This window comes from Micropepsis pineolensis, assembly GCF_055392125.1.
This window is the reverse complement of record NZ_AP042408.1, coordinates 1,757,015-1,772,545: the sequence shown is the minus strand read 5'-3', so window position 1 is coordinate 1,772,545 and position 15,531 is coordinate 1,757,015. Positions and strand designations below refer to the sequence as shown.

The 15,531-nt window shown below is 56.6% G+C and carries 16 protein-coding genes; 11 read left to right on the top strand and 5 right to left on the bottom strand.

What is annotated here, in order from left to right:
• Nucleotides 1–3: 3 nt before the first annotated feature.
• Together ACZ5RI_RS07920 and ACZ5RI_RS07915 are read left to right on the top strand one after the other, a co-directional pair.
• Complete coding sequence (locus ACZ5RI_RS07920) at nt 4–1,077, top strand: ribonucleotide-diphosphate reductase subunit beta (RefSeq protein ID WP_464510680.1); 1,074 nt, start codon at nt 4–6, stop codon at nt 1,075–1,077.
• Nucleotides 1,078–1,215: 138 nt separating this feature from the next.
• Nucleotides 1,216–1,767, top strand: coding sequence for a DUF4337 family protein (locus tag ACZ5RI_RS07915; RefSeq protein WP_464510677.1), 552 nt, complete (start codon nt 1,216–1,218; stop codon nt 1,765–1,767).
• 12 nt (nt 1,768–1,779) lie between these two features.
• On the opposite strand, the gene ACZ5RI_RS07910 is transcribed toward ACZ5RI_RS07915, so the two are convergent.
• On the bottom strand, nt 1,780–2,325 hold the full coding sequence (locus ACZ5RI_RS07910) for an N-acetyltransferase family protein (RefSeq protein ID WP_464515571.1): 546 nt from the start codon (nt 2,323–2,325) through the stop codon (nt 1,780–1,782).
• A 95-nt stretch (nt 2,326–2,420) separates the two neighbouring features.
• On the opposite strand from ACZ5RI_RS07910, the gene ACZ5RI_RS07905 reads away from it, so the two are divergent.
• The 4 genes from ACZ5RI_RS07905 to ACZ5RI_RS07890 all read left to right on the top strand — a co-directional run bounded on the left by ACZ5RI_RS07905 (nt 2,421) and on the right by ACZ5RI_RS07890 (nt 5,046).
• Entirely contained in the window at nt 2,421–3,341 is a 921-nt protein-coding gene (locus ACZ5RI_RS07905; RefSeq protein WP_464510673.1) for a LysR family transcriptional regulator, read from the top strand.
• Between the two features lie 74 nt (nt 3,342–3,415).
• The gene (locus ACZ5RI_RS07900; RefSeq protein WP_464510669.1) at nt 3,416–3,994 is read left to right on the top strand and encodes a UbiX family flavin prenyltransferase; all 579 of its coding nucleotides are present in this window, start codon (nt 3,416–3,418) and stop codon (nt 3,992–3,994) included.
• A gap of 111 nt (nt 3,995–4,105) precedes the next feature.
• Nucleotides 4,106–4,531 carry an organic hydroperoxide resistance protein gene (locus tag ACZ5RI_RS07895; protein WP_464510666.1) on the top strand — a complete coding sequence of 142 codons (426 nt, stop codon included), beginning with the start codon at nt 4,106–4,108 and terminating at the stop codon, nt 4,529–4,531.
• Nucleotides 4,531–5,046 carry a MarR family winged helix-turn-helix transcriptional regulator gene (locus tag ACZ5RI_RS07890; protein WP_464510663.1) on the top strand — a complete coding sequence of 172 codons (516 nt, stop codon included), beginning with the start codon at nt 4,531–4,533 and terminating at the stop codon, nt 5,044–5,046. The genes ACZ5RI_RS07895 and ACZ5RI_RS07890 overlap by 1 nt, the downstream gene beginning before the upstream one ends.
• Here the strand turns inward: ACZ5RI_RS07890 and ACZ5RI_RS07885 are convergent.
• Complete coding sequence (locus tag ACZ5RI_RS07885; RefSeq protein WP_464510660.1) at nt 5,043–5,399, bottom strand: arsenate reductase; 357 nt, start codon at nt 5,397–5,399, stop codon at nt 5,043–5,045. The two genes, ACZ5RI_RS07890 and ACZ5RI_RS07885, sit on opposite strands and share 4 nt — an antisense overlap.
• 132 nt (nt 5,400–5,531) lie before the next feature.
• Entirely contained in the window at nt 5,532–6,095 is a 564-nt protein-coding gene (locus tag ACZ5RI_RS07880) for a sugar O-acetyltransferase (RefSeq protein WP_464510658.1), read from the bottom strand.
• A 220-nt stretch (nt 6,096–6,315) separates the two neighbouring features.
• On the opposite strand from ACZ5RI_RS07880, the gene ACZ5RI_RS07875 reads away from it, so the two are divergent.
• Both ACZ5RI_RS07875 and ACZ5RI_RS07870 read left to right on the top strand, forming a co-directional pair.
• Nucleotides 6,316–6,975, top strand: a complete 660-nt coding sequence (locus tag ACZ5RI_RS07875) for a glutathione binding-like protein (RefSeq protein WP_464510653.1) — start codon at nt 6,316–6,318, stop codon at nt 6,973–6,975.
• Nucleotides 6,976–7,223: 248 nt separating this feature from the next.
• Nucleotides 7,224–8,066: an SGNH/GDSL hydrolase family protein gene (locus tag ACZ5RI_RS07870; protein ID WP_464510649.1), complete on the top strand. Its 843-nt coding sequence runs from the start codon at nt 7,224–7,226 to the stop codon at nt 8,064–8,066.
• 60 nt (nt 8,067–8,126) lie between these two features.
• Here ACZ5RI_RS07870 and ACZ5RI_RS07865 read toward each other — a convergent pair whose 3' ends face one another.
• The gene (locus ACZ5RI_RS07865; protein WP_464510645.1) at nt 8,127–10,892 is read right to left on the bottom strand and encodes a glycosyl hydrolase 115 family protein; all 2,766 of its coding nucleotides are present in this window, start codon (nt 10,890–10,892) and stop codon (nt 8,127–8,129) included.
• Nucleotides 10,893–11,140: 248 nt separating this feature from the next.
• On the opposite strand from ACZ5RI_RS07865, the gene frmR reads away from it, so the two are divergent.
• From frmR to fghA, 3 genes are read left to right on the top strand one after another with little or no spacing between them, the layout of a single operon-like run.
• The gene (gene frmR / locus ACZ5RI_RS07860; protein WP_464510640.1) at nt 11,141–11,416 is read left to right on the top strand and encodes a formaldehyde-responsive transcriptional repressor FrmR; all 276 of its coding nucleotides are present in this window, start codon (nt 11,141–11,143) and stop codon (nt 11,414–11,416) included.
• Between the two features lie 38 nt (nt 11,417–11,454).
• Nucleotides 11,455–12,564 (top strand): S-(hydroxymethyl)glutathione dehydrogenase/class III alcohol dehydrogenase, encoded by a 1,110-nt coding sequence (locus tag ACZ5RI_RS07855; protein WP_464510635.1) that lies wholly within the window; start codon nt 11,455–11,457, stop codon nt 12,562–12,564.
• 35 nt (nt 12,565–12,599) lie between these two features.
• Entirely contained in the window at nt 12,600–13,430 is an 831-nt protein-coding gene (gene fghA / locus ACZ5RI_RS07850; RefSeq protein WP_464510631.1) for an S-formylglutathione hydrolase, read from the top strand.
• 55 nt (nt 13,431–13,485) lie between these two features.
• Here fghA and ACZ5RI_RS07845 read toward each other — a convergent pair whose 3' ends face one another.
• Nucleotides 13,486–15,420 (bottom strand): CocE/NonD family hydrolase, encoded by a 1,935-nt coding sequence (locus tag ACZ5RI_RS07845; protein WP_464510626.1) that lies wholly within the window; start codon nt 15,418–15,420, stop codon nt 13,486–13,488.
• Nucleotides 15,421–15,531: the final 111 nt, after the last annotated feature.

Here is a 15,531-nt window from a genome sequence, read left to right as displayed (position 1 = left end):
AACATGAGTGATATTCTGAACATCAACCCGATGGATCTGATCGGCACCGGCCGGGTTGGTCTGTTGCAAACCTCTGGCACCTATAATGTTGACCGCTACCCGTGGGCCTATGCCTACTGGAAAAAACAGCAGCAGATCCACTGGATGGGCGAGGAAGTGCCGTTGGGCGAAGATGTCAAAGACTGGGCATCAGACCGGGTATCGGATACCGAACGCAATCTGCTGACCCAGATTTTCCGCTTCTTCACCCAGTCGGATGTTGAGGTCGGCGACAATTATATGAAGCGCTATCTGCCGATTTTCCAGCCGCTGGAAATTCAGATGATGCTGGCCGCCTTCACCAATATGGAGACGGTGCATATCGACGCCTATGCCCTGCTGCTCAAAACGCTGGGCATGCCGCAGGTCGAATTTGAAGCCTTCCGCGACTACAGCGCCATGCGCGATAAAGCCGATTATATGCATACCTTCGGCGTTGATACCGTGGCCGATGTATCCCGTACGCTGGCGATGTTTGGCGGCTTCACCGAAGGCATGGCGCTGTTCGCCAGCTTTGCCATGCTGCTCAACTTCCCGCGCTTCAACAAGATGAAGGGCATGGGCCAGATCGTCACCTGGTCGGTGCGCGATGAAAGCCTGCATTGCGAAGGCATCACGCAACTGTTTCACGCCTGGAATGCCGAAACCGGCGCACTGACCAAAACCGTGCGTGATGACATTCTGGACGTTGCCAAAACCATGGTCGGGCTGGAAGAAAAATTCGTTGATCTGGCGTTTGAACTTGGCCCGGTTGAAGGCATGGGACCGAAAGATATTCAGGCCTATGTCCGCTACATTGCCGACTGGCGGCTGACCCAGCTCAAACTGCCGGTGCTGTTCGGCCATTTCCGCGCCACCGACACCGGTTATGAACAGATCAAACCGCACCCGCTACCCTGGCTGGTCGAAATTCTGAACGGCGTCGAGCACGCCAATTTCTTTGAACAGCGCGCCACCGAATATTCCAAGGCTTCCAGTCTGGGCAACTGGGAAGGTGCCGATGGCGTCTGGGCCGAATTCGACAAGCGCAAGGGCTGACCCCGCATTACAAAAATGAAAGCCCGCCGGATGAATAAATCAATCCCGGCGGGCTTTTCTTTGCCGGGGTCATGCTGTTATGTCCTGCACGCTTTGCCGCCCAGAGTGTGCGACACACCATTGACAGGAACCCAAACCATGCACGACGCCCCGCTGGAAGCCCACGAACAGACCGAACATGCCGTCCACGCACCAGATCGTTTTGTTGCGCGCGCGGCCATTCTGGTTTCTGCGCTGGCAGTATTGGCTGCGGTATCAGGGAATCTTGAATCGCTTGAGGCGTCTCAAGCGCTGGCGACCTCCAGCGAGGCAACGTTGCGCCAGGACGAAGCCACCGATGCCTGGGGCGAATATGAAGCCGACAGCCTGAAGCGCCATCTCTATACCCTTGCGCAGGATCTGAACCCCGCGCAAAAGCAAAAATACGCCGAAACCGCCAAAGAAAATGCCGACAAACAAGCGGCAATTCGCGCCAAGGCCAAAGCCGCCGAAGCAACCCGCACCCAGCTTGAGGCCGAAAGCCGTGAGCATGAAAACCGTCATCACGGGCTGACCGGCGCGGCAACCCTGTTTGAAATCGCCATATCACTGGCCACGGTCTCGATTATCACCCGTAAAAACTGGCTGTGGCAGTCTGGCGTTGCCCTGGGCATCGGGGGGCTGATCCTGCTGGCGGCGGCCTATCTGTAAGGCCGCACCATTTCAAGCCGCGCGCCCGGGCTTCAGGGCACGCTGCATCATCACCGTATCGACCCACTGACCTAATTTAAATCCAACCGCCGTTATGGTTCCCACCGGTTGAAAGCCCAAACGGCGGTGTAAAGCGATGGACCCCGTATTGCCGCTGTTGCCAATAACGGCCAGCATTTGATGCCACGGCCCATCCATACAGCAGGCAATCAACGCCTCCAGCAAAGCCGTACCAATTCTTTCACCAACACAGTTGTTATCGACATACACCGAATCCTCGACACTGAAACGATAGGCCGGGCGCGGCCGGTAACTGCTGGCATAACAATAGCCCACCACCGCCCCCTGACGCATGGCAACCAGATAAGGAAATCCCGCCGCCACGATTTTAGCGCGGCGAGACAGCATTTCCTCTACACTTGGGGGTATTTCTTCAAACGTTGCCAATCCAGTCAGTACATAATGGGCATAGATTGCCAGAACTGATGCCATATCCTCGATCTGTGCCGGGCGAACTGTAATGGCACCAGCAGCCACAGAGCTTTCACGAACAAACATATACGTTCCTTCAACCGAACCAGCACAGAAACTGCACCGATCAAATATATAAGGAAATATTTGTTTTCTTATACATTGCATAATATATTCTTGGCATGCGCAATCTGAACCTTGATCATTTGCAGGCCTTTGTTGCCGTGGTCGAACGCGGCAGTTTTTCGGCCGCTGCAGATCAGCTTCATCTTACCCAACCCGCGGTGAGCCTGCGTATTCTTCAGCTTGAGAAAAATCTCGGCGTAACACTGATCGAACGTGTTGGCAGACGCCCTCAACCAACCGCTGCCGGGGCCGAACTTATGGCTCATGTTGGTGCCATTGATACCGCCGTTACGACTGCCGTGGAGGCTGTTGGTCAGTATACCGGCACAACCACGGGCCGTATCCGGCTTGGTACCGGTGCAACCGCCTGCATTTATCTGTTGCCGCCACTATTGAAAGATCTGCGCCGGACATACCCGCGGCTTGAAATTACGGTGACGACCGCAAACACCGACGATATTGTCACAGCTATTATGGAAAACCGTCTGGATATCGGCCTGGTTACATTGCCGGTCAGCGGTCGCAGCCTGGAAATCATCCCCACGGTGAAGGACGAATTTCTATTGGTCGCCCCGCCAGATATGAAACTGCCTGCACGCATCACACCGGGTGCGTTGTCAGATACCCCCGTGCTGCTGTTTGAGCAGGGGGCTAACACACGCCGGATTATCGATAAATGGTTTGCGCACAAAGATATAAAACCGGTGCCGATCATGGCGTTGGGAAATGTCGAAGCGATCAAGGAACTGGTTGCCGCCGGTCTGGGATGTGGCATCATTCCCGCACTGGCGCTGCGCCGGGAACAGAAACGAGACGACATCATCATCCGCCCGCTAGCACCCCAACTCTACCGTCAATTGGCGGTCGTCATCCGGCGGGACAAGCGCCTGACTGCAGGGTTGAAACACCTGCTGCACATATTAAGCATACTACCAAATCAAGATGGCCGTCGGGCCAATAGTGTATCGCGGGCCTAAAGGGTGCTATCCTGATCGACAGCATCACAGCCCCGACGCCATCGCGCCAGACCTTTTCAAGAAGTCCTGCACCCATGCAAACCGCCAAGCCCCGCCTTATCGTCGGTATCACCGGTGCCACCGGCATCCTCTATGGCATCCGCGCCCTGCAGATGCTGAAGGCGCTGCAGATCGAAACCCATCTGGTGATTTCACGCGCAGGCGAAATGACCCGCGCCTATGAAACGGGTTTAAGCCACGACGATCTGGCGGGGCTGGCGGATCATGTTTACCCCATTGGCGATGTTGGGGCGGCGATCTCCAGCGGTTCGTTCAAGACCATGGGGATGCTGATCGCGCCGTGTTCGGTACGCACCCTGGCCGAGGTGGCGACGGGCATGAGCACCACATTGCTGACCCGTGCTGCCGACGTGACGCTGAAAGAACGGCGCAAACTGGTGCTGATGGTGCGCGAAGCCCCGCTGCATGCCGGGCATATCCGCAACATGCTGGCAGTAACCGAAATGGGTGGTATCATCCATCCGCCCATGCCAGCCTTCTACACCAAGCCCAAGACGATCGAGGATATTGTCGATCACAGCGTCAGCCGGGCGCTCGACAGCTTCGGGCTGGATGCGCCCGACATGGTGCGGTGGCAGGGAATGGCCCAATAGGAATTTAACACACTGTAATTAAACGATATTTTTACTTATTAAATTAAATTGCGCACAATACAATTGTGCACTATACATATTCCCGAAACGTAACATACGAGGGATACACCCATGAGCACATTGTACACGACCAAGGTCACCGCCATTGGCGGGCGCAGCGGTTCGGTTAAAAGCGAAGACGGTATTCTGAGCCTTGATCTGGCCCTACCCGCCGGTCTGGGCGGCAAGGGCGGCGCCACCAACCCGGAACAGCTGTTTGCCGCCGGTTACGCCGCCTGTTTTGAAAATGCCGTGCTGCATGTTGCCCGGAACCAGAAAGTGGCGCTGAAGGATCAGGATGTTGTGGTGCTGGCCACGGTCGGCATTGGCGCCAATGCCAGCGGCGGGTTTGAACTGTCGGTGGCGCTTGACACCACCATCACCGGGCTTGACCAGCAGGCGGCCGAGACTATCGTGCAGGCAGCCCATTCCGTATGCCCCTATTCCAACGCAGTGAAGGGCAATATCGACGTTAAAATCACGGTGACAGTGAAGTAATGCCCAAACAGCACCCAGGCGATACAGAGTTAGAAATCCCTGCCATTGCGGTGGAGGGCCTGCGGCCCCCTGCCAGCACTGACGAGATTCTGAAACTGGGTAATCAGCTGTGCTTTCCGCTCTATGCGGCGGCCAATTTGATTACGCGGCTCTACCGGCCGGCGCTGGATCGCCTGGGGCTAACCTATCCGCAATATCTGGTCATGCTGGTGCTGTGGGAAAAAGCCCCGCAAAGCGTCAGTGATCTGGGGGCGTGCCTCTATCTCGACAGCGGCACGCTGACCCCGCTGCTCAAACGCATGGAAAGCGCCAGGCTGATCACCCGCACACGCGACGCCGAAGATGAGCGCCGTGTGCAGATTGCACTGACCCCGAAGGGCCGCAAGCTGAAGCAGGATGCCTATGCCATACCGGCCCAGATCTGTGGTGCCATGGGCCTGTCGCTGGACGAACTGATCGCCTTACGCGGCACCATGCAGAAACTGCTCGGCGCGCTGGCTAAAGCGCAGCATTAAGATAAAACGCTGAACGTCTCGCGATACTGCTTTTCGGAAAAGCCGCGCAGTACAGTTTCGCCGGTTTCCAGCACCGGGCGGCGGATCAGCGTCGGCTTGGCCATCATCAGCACAATTGCCTTGGCCTGATCGAGGTTCTCCTTATCGCCCGCCGACAGGCCGCGATAGGTCAGACTGGCGCGGTTCATCACCTTTTCCCAACCCGCCAGTTTGCACCATTGTTTTAATTTGGCTTCGTCCGCACCCTGGGTTTTAAAATCGTGGAAGCCATAGGCGATGCCATGGGCATCAAGCCAGCCGAGCGCCTTTTGCACCGTACTACAGGTCGAAAGGCCATAAACCATCACGCTCATTGCGGCACCTTTTGCTAACGGGGAAGTCCGCCCCCTTGTTTTACGGCCCATGATGCACGCGGCAAGTCCCGCGGTGCAACAGGGATAAAACCACAAAAAACGTAGAGGAACCGGACGGCGGCTATTTTCTAACTATTCTTTAGGCTGATTAAGCTGCCGGACCACCCGCGCCGGATTGCCCACAGCCAGACTGTCGGCGGGAATATCATGCGTGACCACCGCGCCCGCACCGATCACCGTACGGTCACCAATCGTTACGCCGGGGCAGATGGTGACATGGCCACCAATCCAGCACTCCTTACCGATCACCACCGGGCGGCAATCTTCCCAGACGCGCCGGTCGACCACTTCGAGCGGGTGCTGGGCGGTATAGATATGTACGCCCGGCGCAATCAGTGTACCGGCACCGATCTTCACCGTGCCGCCATCCAGAATGACCGCGCCAAAATTAATGAAGACGCGTTCCTCGGCATAGATATAGCGGCCATAATCGCAATGAAATGGCGGTTCGATATAGAGGTCTTTGGCCGAGTTAGGACACAGCTCGTTGATAATGCTCTGCTGATGATCGCTATAGGCTTCGGTAACATTAAGCCGATGCAGGATCTTCTTGGTCTTGAGGCGGACGCCAAGCAATTCCGGGCCATGGGCATCATAGGGCTCGCCCGCGAGCATTTTCTCTTCTTCGGTTTTCATCGCTGACACTTTTAAATTGTCTGAGTAAATTTGGAGGCGTTGGTATAACAGAAAATCATGCGACAATGCAGCAGAAATAACGAGGCGATTATATTGAAAGCCCCCCTGAAGATACTAAATAAAAACACTCAGGTATCGCCTCGGGATGCCGCATACGTCCTCAAACAGCACCGGGCTGGCACAATTTGCGTCCGGTAAACCAGCAACAGAAGGAACGCAGATGATCGACCTGTATTACTGGACCACGCCCAACGGCCACAAGATCACGATTTTTCTGGAAGAAGCCGGGCTGGACTATACCCTGCACCCGGTGAACATCAGTAAGGGCGAACAGTTTAAGCCCGAATTTCTGGCCATTGCGCCAAACAACCGCATTCCGGCAATTGTCGATCACGAACCGGCTGATGTCGGGGCACCGATCAATCTTTTTGAATCGGGTGCCATCCTCGAATATCTCGCCGACAAGACCGGCAAGTTCCTGCCGCAAGACACGCGCCAGCGGACCGAGGTCATGCAATGGCTGTTCTGGCAGATGGCAGGGCTTGGCCCCATGGCTGGCCAGAACCATCATTTCACCCAATACGCCCCGGAGAAAATCCCCTACGCCATCGACCGCTATATCAAAGAAACCGCGCGGCTTTATGGGGTACTGGATAAACGACTGGCGGATCGTGCCTTTGTGGCGGGGCAGTACTCCATTGCCGATATGGCGATCTATCCCTGGATTGTGCTGCACGCGATGCAGAGCCAGAATCTGGAAGACTTCCCGCATTTGAAACGCTGGTTTGAAAGCCTCGAGACCCGCCCGGCGATCAAACGAGCCTATGCCCGTGCTGCCGAGGTCAACCCGAACGCCGTCAAATCCGTCGCATCGAAATAACTGCAAAGCGCAGCTTTCACAAATACGCGATCAGTTCTTGCAGGAAAAGCCACCCGGATGCGGTGGCTTTTTCTGTTTTACCTATACGGCATAACAATCAGTTTGAAAAAAAGCGGGCTGACAATGCCCCACCACACAGACTGCCCCCTTATAATTTGCACAACGCGACATAATCACACGATCTCGTAACTGGCGATTTCTTTCAAAACCACTATTTTAAAAACCAATAAAAAAAGGGGAAAACGTATTTGAAAAAACATACACTCAGTAACCTGTCCGCAATCATTATGGCGTTTGGTCTGGCCCATTCGGTTATAGCTGAAACATTACCGCCGGTCCGGATCATACTGGTGGGGGATTCGACCATGGCCCGCAAAAGCGGATATGGCGAGGCATTCTGCGCACAGTTCACAGCAGAAGTAACCTGCATAAACCGTGGGCGTGGCGGCCGCAGCACCAAAAGTTATCGCGTCGAAGGCATATGGGATAAGGACGTCTTATCTGAATTAAAAAATCCGAACACCGCGGACGGACGCGCCTATGACAAAACCTATGTCCTGATGCAATTCGGCCATAATGACGGCTCACCCAAGCCTGAACGCCATACCGATGTGCTGTGGGAGTATCCGGCCAATCTGTCAGCGTATGCAAAGGACGTGAAAGCAACTGGTGCGGTTTTCATTCTGGTCACGCCCCTGTCACAGCGCAACTTCGTACATGGGCATCTGCTGCCTGATCGTATCGCCCCCTACGCCGCGTCGATGCATAATGTGGCCATCAGCGACGACCTGCCCCTTGTTGATCTTTTCGCCGAAAGCCAGAAAGCGGTTCAGGCGATGGGGTTAGTTCAGGCCAATCATACCCTGGCAGGCGGGCCAATTCCCAAAAACGTTTTGGATACAGAAGCCACCGGCACATCGGTTCCGCCGCAGACCGAAACCGATGCATCGCAGGTTCAGGGCAGCAGCCTGCAACCATTTGACTACACACACCTGAATCAGACGACCGGCGCAAGTTTCTTCGGTGCCATGGTCGCAGACCTTCTGATCCAGAATCAGCCCGGGCTGGCTCAATACCGCAAGGCAAAATAGCACACGAATAAACGATACAGAGGATGCCACCGCCAAAAGCCGCCGGTTACCCGGCGGCTTTTATTGCAGGTAAAGTGGTGGGGCGCCATAATACTCCGGCGCGCCATCAAACCAAACATCGATCCGGTCGAGCACAAAGCCGGGGTCAAGCGCATAAACCTCCAGCCGGTGCCGCCCGGCAGGTAGCGAATTGCGCACCACGGTTCGCACCGCCGTGTTAGACAGAACATTACGTTTCCATTCTTCGCTGCGCCCGAAGGTTTCGAAATCGAGGATCTGCAGCGCACCACCATCAATCCGAATGCCGATCCGCAGACCATTGGCCGAGGTCAGCGGATGCACCGGCAGCCCGACAAAATCGAGCATCGCATCGGTTTTATCCCGCGTATTGAAAGAATATACCAGCGGCGCAATACCCGCCACATTATCGGATGTGGGCAAATCGAGCCTGCTGCGCAGGGCGGTCCCGCGGGATCCCAGCCCCGGCATCACCTGCCACGCGGCACTGGTGGACCCGACAGCCGCCAGCGAAATTATGTGATTACGTTCGGCCACTGCACCATCGGCGGCTTTAATCCGCTGAACTGTGACCGGATAGCTTTTACCGGCGCACATCACGCTGCCGCCTTGCAGGTCCGCGCCACCATCATAATGCAGGGCAACGCGTTGCTCGAAACCGTTGGCCGCATTCAGCATACCACGATCCGCCGCAGGCTGAAGCCCACTGACGCCTGAAAAATGCCACGGTGCAGGTTGGCCAAAACTGTAAACCGTCAGGCTATGTGTGGCGGGCAGACCGGCGACAAAGATCAGTTCGCCACTATCAACCGCGCACCCGGGCCGGTCAGGCAGGTTCCAATGCGGATATAGCGGTTCATCAAATACCGGCAGACGACGCGGCGCCATATCCATCATATAACGCCACTTACCACCATTCAGGCTGTTATATCTGGCCGTGTCAGCCACTATGCGGGCATGGGCGGCACGGGCCTGATCAACATAAAAATTGACATTGGCACGCCCCTGTTTGGCATACAGCGCCGCCAGATCCAGCTTCAGCACCCGCTCGTTAAGGCTGGCGGCAGCGCGCACCGGATACAGCACCAGCTGAAAATAGGCATCTTTCTGCCCGGGCTTAAGCTGTGCGTCCAGCGCTTCTGCGCGCCGGGTTAAAGCCGCATAACGCTCCAGCCTGTTTTGCGCCTCGGCCCCACCGCTACGGATATATGCGCTGATGACGTTGGGGCGGGTTGGCTCGGTCTGACTGAAGCCCATAAATTCCGGCCGCCGTTCAAAGGCCAGATCATAATATTCGGTCATGATGGCCGCAATTTCCGCAGCGACCTCCGGGCCGAACTGCAACGCGGCCCACTGGTTTAAGTGCGCCTGAGGGCTTTGTGCCGCAATATGCTGATCAAACGCCAGACTGAGGAAATAGTCGGTCAGATACTCGCCGGGTTTAATATCGCCAACATTGACAACCCAGACATTGCGCGCCCCCATCTGCCAGGCACGCTCCATCTGTTCACGGATCAATGCCGGATGCGTCGTCGCCAGCCAGAGATAATCATGTGGCCGCCCCCAATAGGAGATGTGATAATACACCCCAGATCCACCGGGCCGTTTATTCTCCTGCGGCGTAGAAAGTTCGCTGATATAGCCATAATTGTCGTCCGGCCAGATCAGCGTCACATCCTGCGGCACTTTAAGCCCCGCTCGATAGGTATCGAGCACTTCTTTATACAGTGTCAGCACCTGCGGCACAGTATCGGGCGGCTTGTGCAGCGTATCGGCCAGCAGCCCACGCTGGATTTTAAACACCTCGCTCAGGGCGTCACGGGCGGCTTCGGGCGTTGCGGCCCCCTCCATCGCGGAATCATGTTTGCCGCGCAGACCAATACTATAGATCGTATCGAAATCTTTGACCTCGGTAACACGCTGGCGCCAATAGGTGGTGAGCGCCTCACGGTTGGTGAAAAAATTAAACGCCCCGCGCTGCTGCTCATCCCACTCACGCACATTATTGCGCATCATTGGTTCAGCATGCGAGGTACCAACCACAATGGCATAATCGCGCGCGGTTTCCGCATTGCCCTTGACCTGATAAAAAGGTCTGGTTGAATCGTGCATGGCAGGCCAGATCAGATTGGCTTTAAGCCGCCACAGCAATTCAAAAATCCGGGCATAGGTTTTGGGGCCGATATCGCCGGTTTCCGGTTCATAGGTTTTGGCCGCCCAGGGCTGCAGCCCCCAATCCTCGTCATTTAAAAAAATTCCGCGATAGCGCACCGAAGGAACATCCGACAGATGCAGGGTGCCATCGACCGAAATATAATCGCGTTTGCGCGGGGGCACATCGGCCCACCATTGCCAGGGGGAAACACCAAGCGCGCGGGTCAAATCCATAGCCCCCCAGATCGCGCCCCGCGTATCAGACCCGGCCAGTATCAGATACCGCTGCCGTGGATCACGCTTTGAAGCAACCAATAACCGTTCATAGCGTTCCCACTGCCCTTTTAAGGCTGCGGTATCAATTGCAACCCCGGCGTCTTCGGCAATGGCGCGGATCAGCGGGGAATCATACCGCCCGATCACAATACAAACCGTGCGGCAGTCTGCCTTGTTTGATGCACGCTGCGGGGCCATTCCTGTCACAGCCTGCAGATCATGGGCCAGAACATCCCCGGCAAGCTGAAGCGGGCGCTCATCCCCGGTCAGGATCGCGGCAAGCTGGTGCCCATCAAACAACGTCACCGTTTCAGCGGATGCTTTGGTGCCAAGCGCGGCCACCAAGGCCAATGCCGCAATCCATTTGATACCGTACAATCGTTTCAGTCCTGCCCGAATATTCTATTTTAGGCAGAGTAGATCATGCGCCATACCGGCGGGTCAATTTTTATACATATATTGGGCCTTGATACCACATAGTAGTAACGACATTTTGAACCCGGTTTTGGCTGAGGCCTGCAACACAATTACCCATACCCTGCAAATGGTTAAGGCTAAAAATCGCCTTGCGCAGGCATTTGCGGGCATGCAATATACTCCCCCCTAGTATAAGGAACGCCGCGCCGGTGCCCCATACCCCACAAGAAAAGAAGCACGCCCTGACACGGGTGCGCCGCATCCGCGGCCAGCTTGATGCGCTGGAACGTGCACTGGAGGACGGCGCGCCCTGCGCCCCCGTATTGCAGCAGATTGCCGCCATTCGCGGTGCGGTAAACGGGCTGATGGGTGGGGTACTGGAAAGCCATATGCGGGAAACCTTTGCCCCGCGTGCAGAAACATCAAAGAACGAACAGGCGGCGGTGGACGATATTCTCCGCCTGATCCGTTCTTATCTTCGCTGATCAAAATTTTATACGAAACAAACCAAATGAGGCCCCACATGAAATCCCGTGCTGCCGTTGCCTTCGCCGCCGGAAAGCCGCTGGAAATTGTCGAGATCGATGTCGCCCCGCCACGTGCCGGTGAGGTGCTGATCAAGATCAGCCATACCGGTGTCTGCCATACCGATGCCTTCACCCTGTCAGGCGACGACCCCGAAGGCGTATTCCCTGCCGTGCTGGGCCATGAAGGCGCCGGTGTGGTGGTCGAGGTTGGGGAAGGCGTCACCAGCGTGGCCCCCGGTGATCATGTCATCCCGCTCTACACCGCCGAATGCGGTAAATGCGAGTTCTGTAAATCCGGCAAAACCAATTTGTGCATTGCCGTGCGCGCCACGCAAGGCAAAGGTTTAATGCCGGACGGCACTACACGCTTTTCCTATAATGGCCAGCCGATTTATCATTACATGGGCTGCTCTACTTTTAGCGAATATACCGTAGTGGCGGAAGTTTCGCTGGCCAAGATCAATCCGCACGCCAATCACGAACAGGTCTGCCTGCTCGGCTGTGGCGTCACCACCGGCATTGGCGCGGTGCACAACACCGCCAAGGTGCAACCAGGTGACAGTGTGGCGGTGTTTGGGCTTGGCGGCATTGGTCTGGCGGTTATTCAGGGCGCACGACAGGCCAAAGCGGGTCGCATTTTCGCGATTGACACCAACCCGACAAAATTTGATCTGGCCAAAAGTTTTGGTGCTACCGACTGCGTCAACCCGAAAGATTACGACAAGCCGATCCAACAGGTGATTATCGAAATGACCGGCTGGGGCGTTGATCATTCGTTTGAATGTATTGGCAACGTCAATGTCATGCGCGCGGCGCTGGAATGTGCCCATCGCGGCTGGGGGCAGTCGATCATTATCGGCGTCGCCGGGGCTGGTCAGGAAATCTCGACCCGCCCGTTCCAGCTTGTCACGGGCCGCAGCTGGCGTGGCACGGCCTTTGGCGGCGTCAAGGGCCGCACACAACTGCCGGGCATGGTGGAAGATGCCATCCGGGGCGATATTGAACTGGCCCCCTTTGTCACCCACACCTTACCGCTCGACCGTATTAATGAAGCCTTCACCCTGATGCACGAAGGCAAATCGATCCGCACCGTTATCCACTACTAATGGGGCACACCCATCGGGTGACGAGGAAGATCACAATGGAACGCATCGAACACCATGCCGCCTTTGGCGGCTGGCAGGACGTTTATCGTCACCAGTCAGGAACACTCGGCTGCGCGATGTGTTTTGCCGTCTATCTGCCGCCACAAGCCGAGAAAACCCGGCTGCCAGTACTTTACTGGCTCTCGGGTCTGACCTGTACCGAGCAGAACTTCATCACCAAAGCGGGGGCGCAACGTTACGCTGCCGAACACGGCATCATTCTGGTGGTGCCCGATACCAGCCCGCGCGGCAACGACATTCCCGACGATGCCGCCTATGATCTGGGTCAGGGCGCAGGTTTCTATCTCAACGCCACGGCAAAGCCATGGGCGGCACATTTCCGCATGGCAGATTATGTCGCCTTTGAACTGCCCCAGACCATCGAGGCCAATCTCCCGGCCACCAATGTGCGCGCGATTTCCGGCCATTCAATGGGCGGCCATGGCGCGTTGACACTGGCGCTGAAAAATCCCGGCCGGTATCGCAGCGTTTCGGCCTTTGCCCCCATTGTCGCCCCGTCACAGGTGCCGTGGGGCCAGAAGGCTTTTACGGCCTATTTCGGTGAAGATCAGCACGCATGGAAAGCCCATGATGCGGTCGAACTGATCGCGGGGGCAACCGAACGTTTGCCGATATTGGTCGATCAGGGGCTGGGTGACGAGTTTCTGCAAACCCAGCTAAAGCCAGAGCTTTTGCGCGCCGCCTGTGATGCCGCCCACCATCCGCTGACGCTGAACCTGCGCGACGGCTATGACCACAGTTACTATTTCATCGCCAGCTTTATCGGCGACCACATCGCGTTCCATGCAACCACGATGCAGGGATAAAACAAAACCCTCACCCGGCATTGTCGGGTGAGGGCTTTTAGATATTCTGGCGAGCTTATTCCTCTGCCGCGCTCTTTTTGACCACCGGCAGCAAAACGGCGCTGTGGCCATCGGCGCCATGCTCCACCGTCATCGTTGCCGCTTTAAAATCTCCCGGCTGGGCAAACAGAATATTGGGCACGAAGGTCTGTGGATTGCGGTCATAAAGCGGGAACAGGCTCGACTGCACCTGCACCATAATCCGATGCCCCGGCTTGAAGACATAATTCACCGTAGGCAGACGGAATTTATATTCCTGCACCACACCGGCCGCAATCGCCTCGGGCTGCGCGAAACTCTTGCGATAGCGACCACGGAAAATATCGAGACTGATGGGGAGCTGATAGCCGCCCAGTTCCGGCTGCTCGGAGACGCTTGCCGGATAGACGTCGATCACCTTGACCACAAAATCGGCGTCGGAACCGGTGGTTTTGACGAACAGGTCGGCCACCGGTGCCCCCTGCACCGTCACCGGTGCGGTCAGCACATCGGTCTGATAGCTCAGCACATCGGTGCGCACCGCAGCAAAGCGCTGATCCTGCACCAGCCAGCTTTTCCACCGCGCCCGCTCGCCAAACGAAACCGGATTAGGCAGGAACGGCACCGGCTTGACCGGATCGGAAACATAGGAATCCGCCCCCGCCTTAGGCTTTTCAAAACCAAGACCAAAACCCGCCTGCAAATACAGCGGTTTGAGTTTTTGCTGATCCGCCACCGGCCAGTTGTTGAAACGGTCCCAATGCTTTTCAACCGCGTTATAGATCAGCGCCTGTGGCAACGGCTTCGATTTGGCACCCTTCAGATAGGTATTGAAGAACGGAATCAGCACATCACGGCGGAAATCCGCTGCCGTGTCGCCCGGCCATTTGAGCGGCCCCAGCGCATCGCCGGTAAAATTGACCTGACTGTGGAACCACGGCCCCATCACCAGATGGTTGTTGGCAGCGTGCCCCGCCTTTTTCAGCTCTTCCCAGCTATGGATTGCACCATACATATCCTCCTGATCCCACAGCCCCTGCAGCCACAGGGTGGGCACATTGGAGGGATGCTGCGTCACGATCTTGTCCAGCGCCTGCAACTGCCAGAACGCGTCATAGGCCGGATGGGCAGCAAAGCGGTTCCACCACGGCAATTGCCTGAAACCATATTTTTCCGCCAATGCACCGGCGCTGCCCGCATCGAGGAAATTCTGATAATCATCCTCGCCCTGAAAGGCGAAACCATCGCCGCGGCCAGTGCGTGCAGTCTGACCGGAGTAATAGTCCAGACTGTTCTGACGGAACGCACCGTTGTGGTACCAGTCATCACCCATCCAGCCATCAATCATCGGGCTTTCGGGCGCGGCCACCTTCAGCGCCGGGTGCGGCCCCAACAGCGCCATCGTCACGGTCCAGCCGTCATAGGACGAACCGATCATACCAACCTTGCCATTGGTCTCCGGCAGGTTCTTCACCAGCCAGTCGATGGTGTCATAGGCGTCGGTGGTGTCATCCGTGGCTGTGGGGTTTAAGGGCCCACGCGGCGGGCGGGTCATAACATAATCGCCCTTGGAACCATGTTTGCCGCGGATGTCCTGAAACACGATGATATAGCCGTCATCAGCCCATTCGCGGCAGGCCATGCGCACCGCATCCCGCATCATCGGCTTACTGTCATCGGCCATGCTGTCGGCGTTATAGGGCGTGCGCTCCAACAAGACGGGCAGGTTCTTTGCCCCGTTGGGAACGATGATGACAGTGTGCAGGGTGACACCATCGCGCATCGGGATATTCACTTCACGCCGGACATAATTATAGCCGGGGCGCGTCGCCTGCCATTTGGCGGCAATATCGGTGCCGGTCTGCACCATATCCGGCGTAACACCCGATGCCGACGATGTGGGTGGCGCGGCAAGGGCCGCTGCACTGACCACAAGCGGCAAAGCAAAAGCACTGACAATAAGACGACGCATGAATACCCCGTTAGAACATAGTGAAATCAGGCCAGTTTACGAGCCCACGGCATCATGACCGCAAAATACGGTCTTTGTCACCCCACCGGCGATGACAGCCATCCGCGGCCT